The 17,084-nt window shown below is 35.3% G+C and carries 15 protein-coding genes; 10 read left to right on the top strand and 5 right to left on the bottom strand.

The features are described 5' to 3' along the window. Positions 1–154 precede the first annotated feature (154 nt). The 4 genes from yidC to rpmH form a co-directional block, all read right to left on the bottom strand. The gene (gene yidC, locus BFS05_RS02030; protein ID WP_103084392.1) at positions 155–1,162 is read right to left on the bottom strand and encodes a membrane protein insertase YidC; all 1,008 of its coding nucleotides are present in this window, start codon (positions 1,160–1,162) and stop codon (positions 155–157) included. Beyond that, on the bottom strand, positions 1,162–1,449 hold the full coding sequence (gene yidD / locus BFS05_RS02025) for a membrane protein insertion efficiency factor YidD (RefSeq protein ID WP_180978577.1): 288 nt from the start codon (positions 1,447–1,449) through the stop codon (positions 1,162–1,164). Before yidD ends, yidC begins: the two co-directional genes overlap by 1 nt. A 171-nt stretch (positions 1,450–1,620) precedes the next feature. Further along, complete coding sequence (rnpA, locus tag BFS05_RS02020) at positions 1,621–2,112, bottom strand: ribonuclease P protein component (protein WP_103084391.1); 492 nt, start codon at positions 2,110–2,112, stop codon at positions 1,621–1,623. 21 nt (positions 2,113–2,133) lie between these two features. Further along, positions 2,134–2,268 carry a 50S ribosomal protein L34 gene (rpmH, locus tag BFS05_RS02015; protein WP_004106067.1) on the bottom strand — a complete coding sequence of 45 codons (135 nt, stop codon included), beginning with the start codon at positions 2,266–2,268 and terminating at the stop codon, positions 2,134–2,136. A 431-nt stretch (positions 2,269–2,699) separates the two neighbouring features. Between rpmH and dnaA the strand changes: the two genes are divergently transcribed. The 8 genes from dnaA to mscL all read left to right on the top strand — a co-directional run bounded on the left by dnaA (position 2,700) and on the right by mscL (position 14,723). Next, on the top strand, positions 2,700–4,589 hold the full coding sequence (dnaA, locus tag BFS05_RS02010) for a chromosomal replication initiator protein DnaA (RefSeq protein WP_103084390.1): 1,890 nt from the start codon (positions 2,700–2,702) through the stop codon (positions 4,587–4,589). A 476-nt stretch (positions 4,590–5,065) separates the two neighbouring features. Next, a complete protein-coding gene (dnaN, locus tag BFS05_RS02005) occupies positions 5,066–6,187 on the top strand; it encodes a DNA polymerase III subunit beta (protein WP_103084389.1) in 1,122 nt (373 codons plus the stop codon). Between the two features lie 268 nt (positions 6,188–6,455). Beyond that, positions 6,456–7,961, top strand: a complete 1,506-nt coding sequence (gene recF, locus BFS05_RS02000) for a DNA replication/repair protein RecF (RefSeq protein WP_103084388.1) — start codon at positions 6,456–6,458, stop codon at positions 7,959–7,961. Further along, positions 7,958–8,416, top strand: a complete 459-nt coding sequence (locus BFS05_RS01995; protein WP_103084387.1) for a DciA family protein — start codon at positions 7,958–7,960, stop codon at positions 8,414–8,416. Before recF ends, BFS05_RS01995 begins: the two co-directional genes overlap by 4 nt. Positions 8,417–8,636: 220 nt before the next feature. Beyond that, positions 8,637–10,712: a DNA topoisomerase (ATP-hydrolyzing) subunit B gene (gene gyrB / locus BFS05_RS01990; RefSeq protein ID WP_103084386.1), complete on the top strand. Its 2,076-nt coding sequence runs from the start codon at positions 8,637–8,639 to the stop codon at positions 10,710–10,712. Between the two features lie 73 nt (positions 10,713–10,785). Further along, positions 10,786–13,473 (top strand): DNA gyrase subunit A, encoded by a 2,688-nt coding sequence (gene gyrA, locus BFS05_RS01985; protein ID WP_103084385.1) that lies wholly within the window; start codon positions 10,786–10,788, stop codon positions 13,471–13,473. A 244-nt stretch (positions 13,474–13,717) separates the two neighbouring features. After that, positions 13,718–14,218: a DUF3566 domain-containing protein gene (locus BFS05_RS01980; protein WP_374703755.1), complete on the top strand. Its 501-nt coding sequence runs from the start codon at positions 13,718–13,720 to the stop codon at positions 14,216–14,218. 91 nt (positions 14,219–14,309) lie between these two features. Beyond that, complete coding sequence (gene mscL / locus BFS05_RS01975; protein ID WP_103084384.1) at positions 14,310–14,723, top strand: large conductance mechanosensitive channel protein MscL; 414 nt, start codon at positions 14,310–14,312, stop codon at positions 14,721–14,723. A gap of 183 nt (positions 14,724–14,906) precedes the next feature. Here mscL and BFS05_RS01970 read toward each other — a convergent pair whose 3' ends face one another. Next, entirely contained in the window at positions 14,907–15,638 is a 732-nt protein-coding gene (locus BFS05_RS01970; protein WP_103084383.1) for a phosphatase PAP2 family protein, read from the bottom strand. 201 nt (positions 15,639–15,839) lie between these two features. Here BFS05_RS01970 and BFS05_RS01965 point away from each other — a divergent pair, with 201 nt between their 5' ends. Further along, entirely contained in the window at positions 15,840–16,541 is a 702-nt protein-coding gene (locus tag BFS05_RS01965; protein WP_103084382.1) for an FhaA domain-containing protein, read from the top strand. Between the two features lie 27 nt (positions 16,542–16,568). Then, a complete protein-coding gene (locus BFS05_RS01960; RefSeq protein ID WP_103084381.1) occupies positions 16,569–17,084 on the top strand; it encodes an FHA domain-containing protein FhaB/FipA in 516 nt (171 codons plus the stop codon).

Raw genomic sequence — 17,084 nt, 5'->3', positions numbered from 1 at the left:
AGATTATCACTTACAACAACAGATTATATAAGCAAAAAATGTGAACGTTGTAAATAATAATACTTCTATTAAATTATCTTTTTTAAATTATGCATTTTGTATGATGTGCAAGTACAAACTTTAAATACTCACACATCATACTCAAAAACTTAAATTAAGCACGCTTACGCTTACGTTGAGGCTGCTTACGCTGGAAACCTTCAGCTTCACGACGTTCGTTGTCCTCACGAGCTTTTTGCAATGCTTCTTCTTCTAATGTAGGCAATCCTTCACGTTCACGGCGCTTAACTTCCTTATCGTGCTCACGCTTTTCCTTTTCTTCAGCAGCCGGAGAACCAGGAGTTGGGAAAGCATAAACCTGCCAAATTGAGCGAAGCATATTCATAATATTGTTTACAAGCCAATATATCAACATTGCAAATGGAAGTGCAAAAGCAGAGAAAACGTAAATCAGAGGGAATCCCCACATCATAAGTTTCTGCATCGTATATTGACTGCCCTGCTTAGCTTCAGGAGGCAAATTTTTGCGAATATTATTAAATTGCATGTACCACATTGCAACACACATAAGCACAATAACGCATACGATTACTATTTTCCCTGTTGTGCCAACGGTAATAAAAGTGTCGGATAAGCCTACACCAAATACCTTAGTTTTCACAAATTGCTGTGCAACAGAAACATCAAAGGCACCAAGAGCAGCATGCTTTCCACGAGCTATAAATGGAATCATGGAAAGCGTGTACCACGCACTCATAAACGCTGGGCCTTGAATCATCATAGGTAAGCAAGATCCTGCAGGATTCGCATTGTTATCCTGATAAAGCTTCATCATTTCGCGCTGCATAGCTTCCTTGCTAGCAGGATCTTTTTTCCCTTTATATTTCTGTTGAATTTTCTTAATTTTTGGGGAAATAGCCTGCATTTGGCGCATTCCTTTAATGCTTTTAACAAATGCTGGGAAAATGCATGCGTGAACGACTAACAACAAAAAGATTATTGAGAAAACCCATGAAAATCCGATTTCGTTCATTCCTATAAGAACTAAAAACTTATGGAATAACGCCATTATCTGAGTCATAACCCATTCAACTGGCGTGAGGATTTTATAGAACCATCCAAAAAATCCATTATCAAGCACGAACTTATCTTGATTAAACATTATTTTTCCTTGTCTTCTTCAGCCAAGGGAGTTAACCGTGGCTCTTCATGCGCTTTAGACCAAGCAAATCTGTAAAAAATTGAATATTTCCGTGGCACATCGTCAATACTGCAACTCGTCCAAGGTCTACAGCGTAATAATCGCAATAAAGCTAATAATCCACCACGAAATGCTCCATAACGTTCTAATGCTTCAATAGCATATCTGGAACAAGTGGGGTAATAACGGCAACAAGCAGGATTTTTAGAAGATATAACTCGTTGATACCAGCGAATAGACCTAATCATTAGAGAAGACAATGAAAAAGTATGAGAAAAACTATTTTGCATTTTATTCGCATTAAATGCACTGCAAATCGAATTAGATTTATTCGCCATATCTTTTCACCTCTCTCAAAAAATCAGCGTCAATTAATATCTAGTAAACACCTAGCAATTAGAAGATAAAAATCCTTCTGCTTATGAATCTGAATGATTAGCTATGTCAGCTATGTCAGTAAATAACTTTTCAATTTGATGATTCAAAGAAGCAAACGTTGCCGTGGCTGCACTAGGTTTTGCACGCAATACAACATCACAATAACGCGGTAACAATGATTCATATTTTCGTGCGAGTACGCGAAAACGACGCTTTACTAAATTACGAACCACTGCTTTACCAACAGATTTAGATACAGCAAGTCCAAGTCTTTGTGATTTTTCTTGCGATAAATTATCGTTTAAACAATCACATGACTTTTCTTGCTGTATTAAGGTATCAAAAAATTCCGCGGGACTACTATTAAATCCCGTGGTTTCCTGATTAGTACACTCGCTACCTTTTTCGTTAAGTGTGTTATGTACGGCCATATCGTCACGCATAACATAATGCGCGACGATATCCCGCGAACTCACTTTGCGTCGTTTTTTAAGTACCGCGACGAAATCGCGATGGCTTTTCAGCCTTTCCATGCTTTACGACGCTACCCTAACTCAGGCAGACAGCGACTTACGGCCCTTGGCACGACGACGGTTAATCACTGCGCGGCCAGCACGCGTACGCATGCGAACGCGGAAGCCGTGCTTCATGTGACGACGACGGTTATTTGGCTGGAATGTCCTCTTCATAACTAATGCTCCTGTATTCAGCCATGCAAAAGCATGGCCCCGTATGAGTCAAGCTCTACTAAAATACTCTTACCCCTCACCAAAAGGCAAAAACTCAACAAATTATTACACATTTTGTTTATATTGTGAACAAAATGCTTGTAATCTGTGAGACTATCTTCAATTAAACAAAATAAATAGTATTTTTGTCAATAAATAACTGAATCTTAATAAACTTGATAAATCAATCCAAAATTTATACAAAAAAATTATCCACAAATTACACACATGTTATTAACAATTAAGTATTTTCAACACGCGAGGCTGTGGATAACTTCTTAGGGTTAGAGTAAACATGTTCTATTGATAATTCTTTTGACGCCTTTTGTGAGTAAATCATATGAGGTAAATTTAGAGTTTATTCTTTTATTACGCGTTTGGATTGGAGTGGTATGTCTGATACTTTCAGCGACCCGGCTACACAGGCCGCCATTGTATGGTCCAATACGCTTAGTGTTTTACAACATAACGCATTGCTAAGTACTCGAGATAAAGGATGGTTTGAGGGAGTTCACCCTGAAGCTATTTATGGAACTACTATTGTTTTATGCGTAAATAGTCCCACAGCACAGCAGGCTCTTCAAAATGAGTTAAATGAGCCTTTATTAACTGCTTTGAAGATTTGCACTGGAAAAGATATGTTTCCAGCTTTTAAGATTGTAAAATCTAATGAAAATCTTCCGTCTAATAGTCTTAATTCCAATAGTCGTAATTCTAATAATCAAAATACAGGTACTCAGCATTACGCGCAGAATATTCAACAGAATGATCAACAGAGCATACAACAATTTGCTCAAAATAATACGAACCAATCTTCACAGCAGGATTCATCTTCGAACGATCAAGATAATAGTCTGTCTGAAAAATCTATTAATGATGATTTAGATAATGGTTCTTACGAAAACTATGAAAATACTTATGAAAATTATGAGAATTCTTACGAAAACTCTAATTTTCAAAGTGATTTTTTGAATGGTAATTCAGATTCTTGGGATAGTTCTAATTTGTGGAATAAAACTGAAGATTATATGTCTAATCCAAGTTTTGCATCCAAAAATAATAATTCTGACGTATCTTTACCACCTATTCAGCCTGATTTTGATGGTCTTACAACCGGTCTAGCAACTATGAAGAACGAAAGTATTGTTAGACATGATCCGGATACCACTGGTAATGGGAAAATCTCTATTTCTGTAAAGAGGGATCCTAAGACTCATCTTAATATTTGTGCTACTTTTGATACTTTTGTTCCGGGTGATTCTAATCGTTTTGCTCGCACTGTTGCTTTAGCTGTTGCTGAGGGTTCAGGAAGAGATTTTAATCCTTTATGTATTTATGGCGGATCTGGTTTAGGTAAAACACATTTGCTTAATGCTATTGGAAATTATGCTTTGGTAAAAGATCCTTCTCTTAAAGTTCGTTATGTGACTAGTGAGGAATTTACTAACGAATTTATTGAAGCTTTGCAGGTGCCTAATCAGAGCCAAAATAAGATTGCTGATTTTAATAAGAGATATCGCGAAGTAGATGTTTTGCTTATTGATGATATTCAATTTTTAGGCGGTAAAGAGGCTACTTTAGAGCAGTTCTTCCATACTTTTAATTCTCTTTACCAGTCCAATAAGCGTATTGTTATTGCTTCAGATGTTGCTCCTAAGAATTTAAGAGGATTTGAATCTCGTCTTATTTCTAGGTTTGAATCTGGTTTGACTGTTGATATTAAGCCGCCTAATTTGGAAACCAGAATCGCTATTTTGAGGATGATGGCTTCTATAAGTGCTGTAAAAATTCCTACTGATGTTCTTGATCTTATTGCGGAACGTTTTACGGAAAATATTAGAGAGCTTGAGGGTGCTTTAACTCGTGTAACTGCTGTTGCTTCTTTAAGTAATCAGCCTGTTAGTAGAGTTCTTGCAGAAAAAGCTCTTCAGGATTTCTTTGCTTCTGACATTGAAGTTCGTCCGACGGATATTATTGGCCAAGTTGCTCAATATTTTCATTTAACTTTTGATGAAATTGTTGGACGCACTCGTACTAAGAATGTTGCTTTATCTCGTCAAATTGCCATGTATCTTGCTCGAGAAATGACGAGCATGAGTTTGGTTGATATTGGTGAAGTTTTTGGCGGCAGGGATCACACTACCGTTATGCACGCTTACACGAGAATTAGCGATGAGATGAAGGAAAAGCAGGAAATCTATAACTATGTTATTGAGTTGACTGTTCGCTTGAAGCAACATAGTAATCCTGAAGAGCAAGAAAAGCCTCAGCAAAATAATTAATTTTTATTTCCACAGCGCCTTTTTCTTTTTTATTATTTTTAAAAAACTATTTTTCCACAAGATTATGCGCATTCTGTTAATAAAAAATAAAAAAGTTATCCACATGCTTATTCACAAATGTGGGTAAAACCTGAGCATAACTCGTGGAAAACGCCGCTAAAAAATGTGTATAAGCTGTTAGTAAGCGCCTTTCAAATGTGGACAAGCTAAAAAATAGCTTTTATTGTGGATAAGTAGTCGAGTTATGCACATTAATATCCTCATGTTATTAACAAGCTCTTATTCTTGATAAGCCTTCTTATTTCTTGTCTTTTAAGAGTTATCCACATATTAACCGTGCTTATTACTTCTATTATTTTTATATTTATTTAATAAAAACATTAAAAAGAAGGGTTAGTCTTTTTGCTTATTTAGGAAGCAATTAGGGCAGCACCTTACTGTAAACTAAATTCAGACTTTTTAAGAAATGAGGAAGCATGAAAGTAGAAGTTAATTCTGCAGCTTTTGCAGAAGCAGTAGCTTGGACTACAAGAATTATTGATTCTCGCCCAGCTAATCCTATTCTCGCTGGATTAAAAATTGAAGCAGAAGATGGTACGCTTAACCTTTCAGCTTTTAACTATCAAGTTTCAAGCAGAAATCATATTGAAGCTGGCATTGATGAAACAGGAAGCGTATTAGTTCTTGGAAAACTTATGGCAGACATTACAAAACTTCTGCCTGCAGAAAATACTTATTTAAGCTCTAATGAAACGACGCTTACTATTACTTCAGGAAAATCAACTTTTACTTTGCAACTTATGCCTAATGGAGAATACCCTGATTTACCTGCTATGCCTAATAAATTGGGTCAAGTTGATGCTCCAACATTTGTTCAGGCTGTTAATCAGGCTTCTGTTGCTGTTTCTCGCGAAGATGAACGACCTGTTTTGCGAGGAATCCATATTCATTTTGAAAATGATTCTGTTACAATGACTTCAACTGATCGATATAGGTTGGCAAGAACTACATTTAAGTGGACTCCTGAAAAGCAAGATATTAATGCTGATACGCTTGTTATGGGAAATCTTCTTAAAGACGTTTCAAGATCTGTTAATGATAAAAATAACGTTATCATTAATTTGAATGACGAAGATCCAACGCTTTTAGGATTTGAAAATTCGGGACATTCTAGTACTGCACAACTTATAGATAGTGAATTCCCATCTGTAGATCGTTTATTTGCTAAAGATTATCCTATTCACGCTGTGATTAATAGGCAAAATCTTCTTAACGCTATTAGAAGAGTTTCTTTGGTTGTTGAAAGAGATCCTTCTATTACTTTGTCTTTCTCAGGCCAAGAATTAACTCTTTTTGCTGGTGATTCTAATGAATCTCAAGCAAAAGAAAATCTCGATATAGACATGGACGGAGAAGATATTCAAGTAAAATTCAATCCTAACTTCTTACTTGAAGGTTTGAATAATATTACTGAACCTTTTGTTCATGTAAAAATCAAGACAGCAACTTCACCTGTAGAATTTAATGGACAACAAGAAGAAGATGGAGATGAATCATTAGATTATCGCTATTTGGTTGTCCCTATGCGTCAGCAGTAGTAATCAAAGTAAAAATTAAAAGTAGCAATAAAAAGTAAAATCTTAAATTAAAAGAATAGTTCTTTTAATTGCTTATTTACTTACTTTTCTTATATCTGCCTTTGATTAGTAATTTTTAATTTATTTTTTAAATTATTACTTTTCAAAGGTAGATATGAATATTTTATAAAATAACTTATGAAGTAATTTTTATAAAGTAATTTATAAAATATCATTGCTTTTATTGGCTTTAATTTACATTTGTTTTTAAAGATTTGGAGGAGAAATAGTGTATATTTCACTTCTTGCTCTGGATCATTTTCGTTCTTGGAACCATTGCATTATTAAGTGCAATCCTACTTTAAATATTCTTTATGGAATAAATGGTTTAGGCAAAACAAATATTGTTGAAGCAATTGAAGTTATTTCTACTGGCACAAGTCATCGTTCTTCTGCTACTTTACCTCTTATAGAACGTGGATTTACTTCTGCTACTATTCGTTTGAATGTAGAAAATTTGAATTTTAATGATTCAGATAGTTGTAATTCAGATAGTATTGATTCAGATAATTTTGATTCGAACTATTCAAACACTTATGAGGCAACTCTTACGAATAGAGGAGCTAATAGAGCTCGTATAAATTCAGGAAAATCAGTTTATATGAGAGATATTGTTGGAATAATTCCTTCTGTTTCTTTCACTCCTAGAGATCAATTTTTAGTATCAGGAGATCCTTCTCAACGTCGTACTTTTCTAGATCAAGCTTGCTCACTATTAGTACCTGGTTATGCTAAAAATCTTCAAGAATATAAACATATTGCTAAGCAGCGTACAGCTTTATTAAAACAATTAGGAAATAATTCTTCGCAAAATTATAGTTATAGCGAAAATAGTTTTGAAAATAATTCAGAAAATTCTTCTTTTTATTTAAATAATGCTCTTTCTGGATTAGAAGTTTGGACTGGAAGATTTATTGAAGTAGGTATTTTTATAACTCAAAGTCGTCAAAAAGTAGTTGATGAACTTTCAAAATATTTTTCTTCTGTTGTTGAAAACATAACCTATTCAAAGCAAAAAGCGAATATAGTTTATAATCCTTCTTTTGAAGAAGTTGGAAAAAATAATGATGAAATTTCTTTAAAAAATTATGCTTCTAAAATAAGTGAGCATTTTCAGCGTCTTTATGCTGGTGAGGTTTCTAGGGGATGTAATCTTATTGGACCTCACAGAGATGATTTTTCACTATTGCTTGATGGTTTTGATGCGAAAGATTTTGCTTCTAATGGTGAATCTTGGACTCTTGCTTTATCTTTGAAAATGTCTTTACTAAAAGCTTTAGAAAATAAAAATCAACAAAAACCTATTATCATTTTAGATGATGTTTTTGCTCAGCTTGATGAAAATCGTAGATTAGAAATTTTAAAATTTATAAAAAATCAAGGTCAGGTTTTTATAACTGTTGCGTCGCTGAATGATATACCTCAAAACAGTTTATTATCTGATAATTCTTTTATTGATGTATCTTCATTAATTCCTTCTTCAGAAAATAGTTTTGAAAATAATGAAAATATTGATGAAGATCATAAAAGTATTATTGATGATATTTTGCTACAACGCTTGAATAGTAGCGTAAATAACAGCGTAAATAAAAGCGTTAGTAATAGCAGTATAAGTAGTGATTTGAATAGTGTTTCGAATACTGTTTCGAATAGTGATTTAAATAGTAATAAAATTGATTATTCTATAGATGATTCTGAAAATATTTGTACAGAAAAAAGTGGTGAAATATCATGAAAAAACCTGTGCATTTAATTTTAAATATTGATACTAGAAAACTTCCTTCTATTATTTTTGATCCTATTCAATTAAAGGGAGAGAAGCTAGAAAAACGCGATCAACAGCAAGAAGATTCTTGGGAAAGTTTTGGAAAACCTGGTAGAGATCCTAATACTTTAAATTCAGTTTTAGAATTATTTGCTCATAATAATCATTGGGATAAATTCTTATTAATAGCCAATATAAATTCATTATGGCCTAAAATTGTTGGCGAATATAATTCTCAATTTAGTAAAGTTGAAGATATAGATAATAAGACTTTAATTGTAAGCGCATGCAATCAGTCTGCTTATACGATTACAAAGTTTTTAATTAATTCTTCAAAAAATATGATTCTTGACAAAATAAAAGAAAATAATATAAAAAATATTAAAGATATTAAGCTAATTATTTCTACTGATAAAAGTTATTAATGATATTATTTTAGTATCAAATTTATTGTTATTTTTATTATTTAATTGGCTAGATATAGCCAAATCTTTCCAAGGCCTCTTACTCTGATGCCGTCATGGTATATGTGTAGAATGTCGTATGTTATAGTTCAATCGCTAGAAACCCCTTTTATGTGCTTTCTAGCGTGTATCGACCTTGTAAATACCATGTTTTGCGAGGCAATACGGGAAGGGATCGAAGTTGTCAAATATGGAAGACGATTCGATGGAAAAAATCAATGATGAGCATAAATTAAATGATGCTCAGCTTGATGATTCACTTGCTCCTGAACATTACGATGCTAGTGATCTTCGCGTACTCGAAGGTTTGGAAGCAGTACGTATTCGTCCAGGTATGTATATAGGTTCAACAGGCCCTCGAGGATTACATCATTTAGTTTATGAAATTGTCGATAATTCTGTTGATGAAGCTTTAGCTGGATATGCTTCTCACATTGAAGTGACGATTTTGCCAGATAATGCAATTAGGGTTGTTGATGATGGACGTGGTATTCCAGTAGATGAAGTGCCAGGTGAAGGTGTTTCAGGTGTTGAAACAGTTATGACTAAGCTTCATGCTGGTGGTAAGTTTGGCGGCGGCGGTTATGCTGTTTCAGGTGGCTTACATGGAGTTGGTATTTCTGTTGTTAACGCGCTTTCTACAAGAGTAGATATTGAAGTTCGTCGTCAAGGATTCCACTGGACTCAAACTTATATTGATCAGCATCCGACTGCTCCTTTAGCTAAAGGTGAACCAATGGCAGAAGGAGAGTCAACTGGAACTTCTGTGACTTTCTGGCCAGATGGCGCGATTTTTGAAACAACTATTTATGATTTTGAAACCTTGCGTTCTCGCTTCCAACAGATGGCCTTCTTAAATAAAGGTTTGAAGATTTCTTTAACCGATTTACGTAAACCAGATGAAGCTGGTGATGAGGTTGCTGGAGATTCTGAATCTTCTAGTGAAGAAAAGCATAGAAGTGTGAGTTATCAGTATGAACATGGCATTAAAGACTATGTTGATTACTTGGTTAAATCTCGAAAAGCTGTTCCAGTAGAGCCAGATGTTATTGATTTTGAGGCTGAAGATCTTGAAATCGGTATTTCTGCGGAAATTGCTATGCAATGGACTGTTGCTTATTCTGAAGCAGTTCACACTTTTGCTAATACTATTTCAACTACTGAAGGTGGTACTCACGAAGAAGGTTTCCGTGCAGCACTTACTACTTTAGTTAATCGTTATGCTCGCGAAAAGAATATTTTGAAAGAGAAAGATACTAATCTTTCTGGTGATGACGTTCGCGAAGGCTTAACAGCAGTTGTTTCAGTAAAGCTTACAACTCCACAGTTTGAAGGTCAGACTAAAACAAAGCTTGGCAATTCTGAAGCTAAGACTTTTGTGCAGAGAGTTATGACAGAAAAGCTTGGAGATTGGTTTGATGCTCATCCAAGTGAAGCAAAAAATATTATTCAAAAAGCTATAGAAGCTTCTCGTGCTCGACTTGCTGCTAAAAAAGCTCGCGAAAACACTCGTCGTAAGTCTATTTTTGAAACTGCTGGCATGCCAGATAAGTTGAAGGATTGCCAGTCAAGTAATCCTGAAGAATGCGAATTATTCATAGTCGAGGGTGATTCTGCAGGTGGCTCAGCAATTCAAGGTCGTGATCCTATTACGCAAGCTATTTTGCCTTTGCGCGGTAAGATTTTGAACACTGAGCGCGCCTCAATCGACAGAATGATGAAGTCTGAAACTATTGAATCTTTGATTACTGCTGTTGGTGGCGGTTATGGTGAAGACTTCGATTTAAGCAAGGTTCGATATCACAAAGTTATTATTATGGCTGATGCTGATGTCGATGGTGCTCATATTGCTACTTTGAATTTGACACTATTCTTCCGTTATATGCGTCCTATGATTACAGCAGGATACGTTTATGTTGCTATGCCTCCTCTTTACCGTTTGAAGTGGAGCAAGGGAGCACATGACTTTGTTTATACGGATGCTGAGCGAGACAGAGTTTTGGCAGAAGGTAAAGCTGCTGGTCGTCAACTTCCTAAAGGGGAAGGTATTCAGCGATACAAGGGCTTGGGTGAGATGAGCTATCAGGAGCTGTGGGAAACAACTATGGATCCTGAACATCGTATTTTAAAGCAAATTCATATTGAAGATGCTGCTCGTGCTGATGAAACATTCTCCATGCTTATGGGCGATGAAGTAGAGCCTCGTAGACTCTTCATTCAAAGAAATGCTCATGATGCGCGATTCATCGATGCTTAAACCTTAAAAATATTATTAAAAATATTTTATAAGCATAAAAAATACTTCGATATCGTAAGAAAAAGGAATTACATTGGTAGATGAAATGAACTCCGTCAATAATGATGGTGAAGAGCAGCTGCCGGACGGATCAATGGAGCCTCAAAGCCCACAGGAAGCAGATAATACTGATTATGGCTTAATGAAGGGTGCTCGTGTAAAGCATATGGATTTGCAGCAGGAAATGCGCGAATCATATCTTGCTTATGCACTTTCCGTTATTGTTGAGCGTGCTTTGCCAGATGTTCGTGATGGTTTGAAGCCTGTTCACCGCCGCGTTATTTATGCTATGTATGACGGTGGTTATAGGCCTGATCGCGGATATAACAAGTGCTCTCGCGTTGTTGGTGATGTTATGGGTAAGTATCACCCTCATGGTGATTCTGCTATCTATGACACTTTGGTGCGTATGGCTCAGTCTTGGTCAATGCGCTATATGCTTGTTGATGGTCAAGGAAACTTTGGTTCTCCAGGTGATGATCCTGCAGCAGCAATGCGTTATACGGAATGCCGTATGGCACCTTTGGCTATGGAAATGGTACGAGATATTGATAAAGATACCGTTGATTTCCTGCCAAATTATGATGGTAAAACTCAAGAGCCTACTGTTTTGCCAGCTCGTTTCCCAAATCTTTTAGTTAATGGTTCTGCTGGTATTGCTGTTGGTATGGCAACCAATATTCCACCTCATAATATGCGTGAAGTGGCTGATGGTGTGCACTGGGCTTTGGATCATCCTGATGCAAGCAGGGAAGAACTTCTTGAAGCTTTAATTCAGAGAATTAAAGGACCTGATTTTCCTACTGGAGCAACGATCTTAGGTCACAAAGGAATTGAGCAAGCGTACCGTACAGGTCGCGGCTTAATTACAATGCGAGCAGTAGTTAATACTGAGGAAATTAAGGGACGTATGTGCTTGGTTGTTACCGAGCTTCCATACCAAGTTAATCCTGATCGCTTAGCTGCTTCTATTAGAGAAGCTGTACGAGACGGCAAGATTCAAGGCATTGCAGATATGCGCGATGAAACGTCTGGCCGTACTGGTCAGCGTTTGGTTCTTGTTCTTAAAAGAGATGCTGTTCCAAAAGTTGTTTTAAATAACTTGTATAAGCATTCTCAATTGCAGCAAACTTTCGGCGCAAATATGCTTGCTTTGGTTGATGGCGTTCCTAGAACTTTGAGCTTGGATGCGTTTATTCGTCATTGGGTAACTCATCAGCTTGAAGTAATTGATCGTCGTACTCGTTATTTAAAGCGTGAGGCTGAAGAGCGAGATCATATTTTGCAAGGCTACTTAAAAGCTTTGGATATGATCGATGAAGTTGTTGCTTTAATTCGTTCATCTAAAGATGTTGATACTGCTCGAACTGGTTTGATGAATTTGCTTGATGTTGATGATGTTCAAGCAGATGCTATTCTTGCAATGCAACTTCGTAGACTTGCAGCTTTGGAACGTCAGAAGATTCTCGACGAGCATGAAGATTTGATGCGCAAGATTGCTGACTATAACGATATTTTGGCAAGTCCAGAACGTCAGCGCAAAATTGTTGGCGATGAGCTTGATGAAATTGTTGCTAAGTATGGTGATGATCGTAGAACTAAGATTCTTCCATTCTCTGGTGAAATGAATGTTGAAGATCTTATTGCTGAAGAAAACGTTGTTGTTACCGTAACTCGCGCAGGTTATATTAAGCGTACTAAGGCAGACGAGTATCGTGCTCAGCATCGCGGTGGTAAAGGAATTAAAGGCGCTAAATTGCGTGAAGATGATGTAGTTGATCACTTCTTCTTAACTTCTACACACAATTGGTTGTTGTTCTTTACTAATCGTGGTCGAGTTTATCGCATTAAAGCTTATGAACTTCCAGAAGGATCTCGCGATTCTAAAGGTCAGCATGTTGCTAATTTGCTTCAGTTTGCTCCTGGAGAAACAATTCAAGCAGTGTTATCGATTCCAAATTATGATGTAGCAAAGTATTTGGTTTTGGCAACTCGTTCTGGAAAAGTTAAGAAAACTGCTTTACAAGAATATGATTCTCCACGTCAAGGCGGTTTGATTGCTGTTCGATTAATGACTAATGAAGAAACAGGCGAACCTACTGATGAGCTTATTGGCGCAGCTTTGTGCAATTCAGAAGATGACATTATTCTTGTTTCTAAGCTTGGAATGAGTTTGAAGTTTAGAGCAGATGATGAACAACTTCGACCAATGGGTCGCCAAACTGCAGGCGTTCAAGGTATGCGATTTAGAGATGGCGACGAATTGCTTGATATGGATGTTGTTTCTTCTGAAACAAGCAAAGATCTTCTTGTTGTTACTAATGAAGGTTTTGCTAAGAGAACTGCTATTGAAGAGTATCGTTTGCAAGGAAGAAACGGCTATGGTGTTAAAGCTGTTCAACTTGCAGAGGGTCGCGGTTCATTAGTTGGTGCCTTGATTGTTGAAGAAACAGATCAAGTAATGGCAATTATGAAGTCCGGTAAGGTAATTCGCTCTGATGTTAATGAAGTGAAGCGCACTGGTAGAACAACTCAAGGTGTGACTTTAGCTAAGCCAGATAAGGGTGATGAAATTATTTCTATTGCTCGTAATGAAGAAAAAGATGACGAAAATTCTAAGGCTGATGAAAGTCAAGAATCTTCTGAATTTAATTCTCAAGAAAGTCAAGAAATTAATGAATCTCAAAACAATTATGAATCTGAAGAAAATTCAGATGAGTAATGATAAATAATTTTGAGTAAAAAATTACCCAAGATAATAAAAATTAAATAAATTTATTTTATGAAGTATTTTGTAAAATAATTAAGCAAAATATTCAAATAAAAGAGTATTAGTCGTATGGCATCGTCCTTTTCGACTGATACTCTTTTTTAATAAGGATAAGCAATAAATAGGCTTAATCAGCACATTATGTATTTGTAAAATGTTGTACTGACTAAACGAATATAAGAGAAGGAAATAATTAATGAGCGAGGATTACGAACCAGCGCGTATGGCTTCTTCTGGAAATTATGTAGCTGAAAATGGTGGTAGTGCTAAACCTCGCACTATTGGAGGAGTAGCTTCATCAGCAAAAAGAGGTACTCACTCAGCTAACCATCCTCGTGCTCGTAGAATGAGCTTATCTTTAGTAAGAGTTGACGCATGGTCTGTTGCTAAAGTGTCATTCTTGTTGAGCTTTGCTCTTGGAATTATTCAAATTATTGCATCAGGCTTAGTTTGGGTATTCATGAACATTGTTGGTGTTTTTGATCAAGTCACTCAAATTGTTTCTTCAACAGGCTTAGATAGTAATGGTTTGAATCTTGCTGATGTATTCTCGCTATCGACTGTATTAAGCTCGGTAACAATATTTTCCGTTGTTGAAATATTAATTCTTACTATTCTTTCTGTGATTTTTGCACTGCTTTATAACGTTGTTGGATCATTAGTTGGTGGTATTCACATAACCTTGGGCGATGACTAAAAATTATTGATTAATAGGAAATTAATTAATAGAAATTAGTAGTGGTTATAAATTAGTCAATTAAATAATTCATATCCATAGAGGAAATAAAATGCTAAAAGGATTTAAGAAATTTATTTCGCGTGGGAATGTTATTGATATGGCTGTCGGTGTTGTAATGGGTAGTTCTGTTACCGCTGTGGTTACATCTATTGTGAAAAATATTATTAATCCACTAATAGCAATGATTTGTGGAAAACCTGAATTAGATGGCGTTTTGACTATTACTTTTAATAAAGCAACAATATCTTTTGGAGCTGTTATAGGATCTATTTTAAATTTCTTAATTGTCGCTATTGCTGTTTATTTCTTCATAGTTCTTCCAATAAACAAGTTGCGAGAAGTTGGAGTTAATTTATTGCAACTTGATAAAGAAAAAACTGAAGAAGAAAAGCGTGCTGATAGGGAAAGAGAAATGATCTCGTTATTGAAAGATATTAGAGATCAGATTTCAAAAGATAATTAATTTTTAAAACTAAATATTTTAATAATTACGGTTTTCTAATAATTACAGTGTTTAATAATTGCATTTTTTAATAATGAAATTCCCCTAGTACTTTTAAAAGTAGAAGGGGAATCTTCATATTCGCTTAAGCTTTATAGTTTGTTTAAATATTTTATTTTTATTTTATTTTTATTTTATTTTTATTTAATTTTCTATTTGATTTAATATATCTGATCCGTTTATATTCTTTACTTCAACAAATTCGTATAGATTATGTTTTTGGAATATGTAAAAAATAGTTGTCGATAATAATGGGTAAATAATCGCAGAAGTTAGAACATCTGTAGGGAAATGTGCTGCTACAACAAGTCTTGATAAAGCTACGATAATAACAACTATTGCGCTAATTAATAATTCAAAATGAATAAAAAGTGGCTTCTTTAAATAAACCATAAGCATAATCATCGTAAGAATAGCTACAGCAGCAGCTGTGTGTCCGCTAGGAAAACTTGGATCAGGTGGTAATTCAGTAACAAGATTTGGTCTTTGACGGTGAACTATGAATTTTATTGCGAACACATATACCATTGGTAGCAATGATATTAGTAGCTGAACAATAGTTGTTTTGTAATTCTTGTGCAAATAAAGTGAAAGTAATGCTAAAAGAACTAATATAGCAATGCAACATTTAGTTGAAAAAAGTATTGCAAGAACTTTAGATGCTGAGAGAATAAAGCTTGGAGAATTATTGTGGAAGAAAGAAACTATAGATGTTTCAAATTCTCTTTCTTCTTGTTTAACGAGTAAGAGTTTTCCGATTATTGGAACAAAAATAGCTAATAAGAATGTTATTGAATAAAGAAAATATATCTTTATATTTCGTGAAGACAGATTTTTTTGTGTCTTATCGGATTTATTATCAGTGTAATTCGTCATATCATTTAAGATTACTACAGCTAGTATGACAGTTATTATTGTATAAGGCGTATTTTTTATTATTGATTAGTGCTTTTAAAAGTAAATGGTATGTTGTGTAAAGAATATGTTTAATAGTGTTAATAAAAGTATGCAAAAAGTTAAAGTTGAATACAGTACCCGGTGACGAGTACTATGTTGAAAAGATAGAAAGGGTTTATAATGAGTGTGCTTGACAGACTTGAGAAGAGCGTTGAAGGTGCAATGAACGGTGTCTTCGCAAAATTTGGCTCTAAAGATTTACAGCCTGTAGATCTGTCTAGTGCTTTGGAACGTGAAATTGATTCTGAAGCTATGCCTATTGGTAGGGATCATACAGTTGCTCCTAACGAGTATCGATTTAAGTTGAGCACTCCTGATTTTGATCATATTGAACAATGGGGTAGTGAAGCTTTAGCAAATGAGCTTGCTGATAATTTAACTCAATATGCTAAAAGTCAGCATTATGCTTTTGTTGGCCCAGTAGTAGTTATTTTTGAAGAAGATTTGGAATTGACAAAAGGTAATTTCCAATTATCTTCTGAATCTGTGCAGGGTAACGCTGTTCCTGTTACTACTGATGATCAATCACAGAATCACCCTATGCTTGAAATAAATGGTAACCAGTATTTGCTGACTAAAGATCGTACTATTTTAGGACGCGGTTCTGGTTGCGATATTGTTATTGACGATCCTGGTATTTCTCGTCGTCATTTAGGTATTGATATCACTTCTGATGGTGTTATTGCTAGAGATTTAGGATCTACAAATGGAACTTATGTTGAAGGTCATCAAGTTCCTGCAGCTACATTAGTTGATGGAAATACAATTACTATTGGTAGAACTCGTATCCTTTATTGGGCTTCCTCTCAGGATCAGGAGTAAAAGAAATTCTAAGGGACGAGTACGCACATGATTTTTACTGAGTTAACGTTTGCAATATTAAAGTACGGTTTATTAGCTTTACTTTGGCTATTTGTATGGTGTGCTGTTCGTTCTTTGCGTAGGGATATTGAAGTTTTTAGTCCGCGTAAAAAGAAGTCTTTTGATAAAAATGCTTCACCTGCGCGTTCTAACGGGAATAGGGTTCGTAAAATATCTAGATCCAATAATTCTTCTACGCAAAATCATAAAGGTCCAACTCTTTTAGTTATTATTGATGGTCCTTTAGCTGGGTCTTCTTTCCCACTAAATGCTTCTGGTGTAACTCTTGGAAGATCCCCTTCTAATACGGTAGTTCTTAACGACGAATTTGTATCGTCTAATCATGCTCGCGTTTACTTTAACAATGATGTTCAATCTTGGGTTCTTGAAGATTTGGGTAGCACAAATGGAACCATGATTGGTCATACTCGTGTAACAGAACCAGTTGTATTGAAGCCTAGAACTTCTGTGCGTATTGGCGCAACCATGTTTGAATTGAGGTGA

The organism is Gardnerella coleohominis (assembly GCF_002896555.1).
Taxonomy (GTDB): Bacteria; Actinomycetota; Actinomycetes; order Actinomycetales; family Bifidobacteriaceae; genus Bifidobacterium; species Bifidobacterium vaginale_F.
This window is presented reverse-complemented; position numbering and strand designations above follow the sequence as displayed.

What these genes read in the sequence shown, in the direction of transcription:
- yidC (WP_103084392.1), bottom strand. Translation starts at nt 1,162, where the DNA reads ATGTTTAATCAAGATAAGTTCGTGCTTGATAATGGATTTTTTGGATGG.
- yidD (WP_180978577.1), bottom strand. Translation starts at nt 1,449, where the DNA reads ATGATTAGGTCTATTCGCTGGTATCAACGAGTTATATCTTCTAAAAAT.
- rnpA (WP_103084391.1), bottom strand. Translation starts at nt 2,112, where the DNA reads ATGGAAAGGCTGAAAAGCCATCGCGATTTCGTCGCGGTACTTAAAAAA.
- rpmH (WP_004106067.1), bottom strand. Translation starts at nt 2,268, where the DNA reads ATGAAGAGGACATTCCAGCCAAATAACCGTCGTCGTCACATGAAGCAC.
- dnaA (WP_103084390.1), top strand. Translation starts at nt 2,700, where the DNA reads ATGTCTGATACTTTCAGCGACCCGGCTACACAGGCCGCCATTGTATGG.
- dnaN (WP_103084389.1), top strand. Translation starts at nt 5,066, where the DNA reads ATGAAAGTAGAAGTTAATTCTGCAGCTTTTGCAGAAGCAGTAGCTTGG.
- BFS05_RS01995 (WP_103084387.1), top strand. Translation starts at nt 7,958, where the DNA reads ATGAAAAAACCTGTGCATTTAATTTTAAATATTGATACTAGAAAACTT.
- BFS05_RS01980 (WP_374703755.1), top strand. Translation starts at nt 13,718, where the DNA reads ATGAGCGAGGATTACGAACCAGCGCGTATGGCTTCTTCTGGAAATTAT.
- mscL (WP_103084384.1), top strand. Translation starts at nt 14,310, where the DNA reads ATGCTAAAAGGATTTAAGAAATTTATTTCGCGTGGGAATGTTATTGAT.
- BFS05_RS01970 (WP_103084383.1), bottom strand. Translation starts at nt 15,638, where the DNA reads ATGACGAATTACACTGATAATAAATCCGATAAGACACAAAAAAATCTG.
- BFS05_RS01965 (WP_103084382.1), top strand. Translation starts at nt 15,840, where the DNA reads ATGAGTGTGCTTGACAGACTTGAGAAGAGCGTTGAAGGTGCAATGAAC.
- BFS05_RS01960 (WP_103084381.1), top strand. Translation starts at nt 16,569, where the DNA reads ATGATTTTTACTGAGTTAACGTTTGCAATATTAAAGTACGGTTTATTA.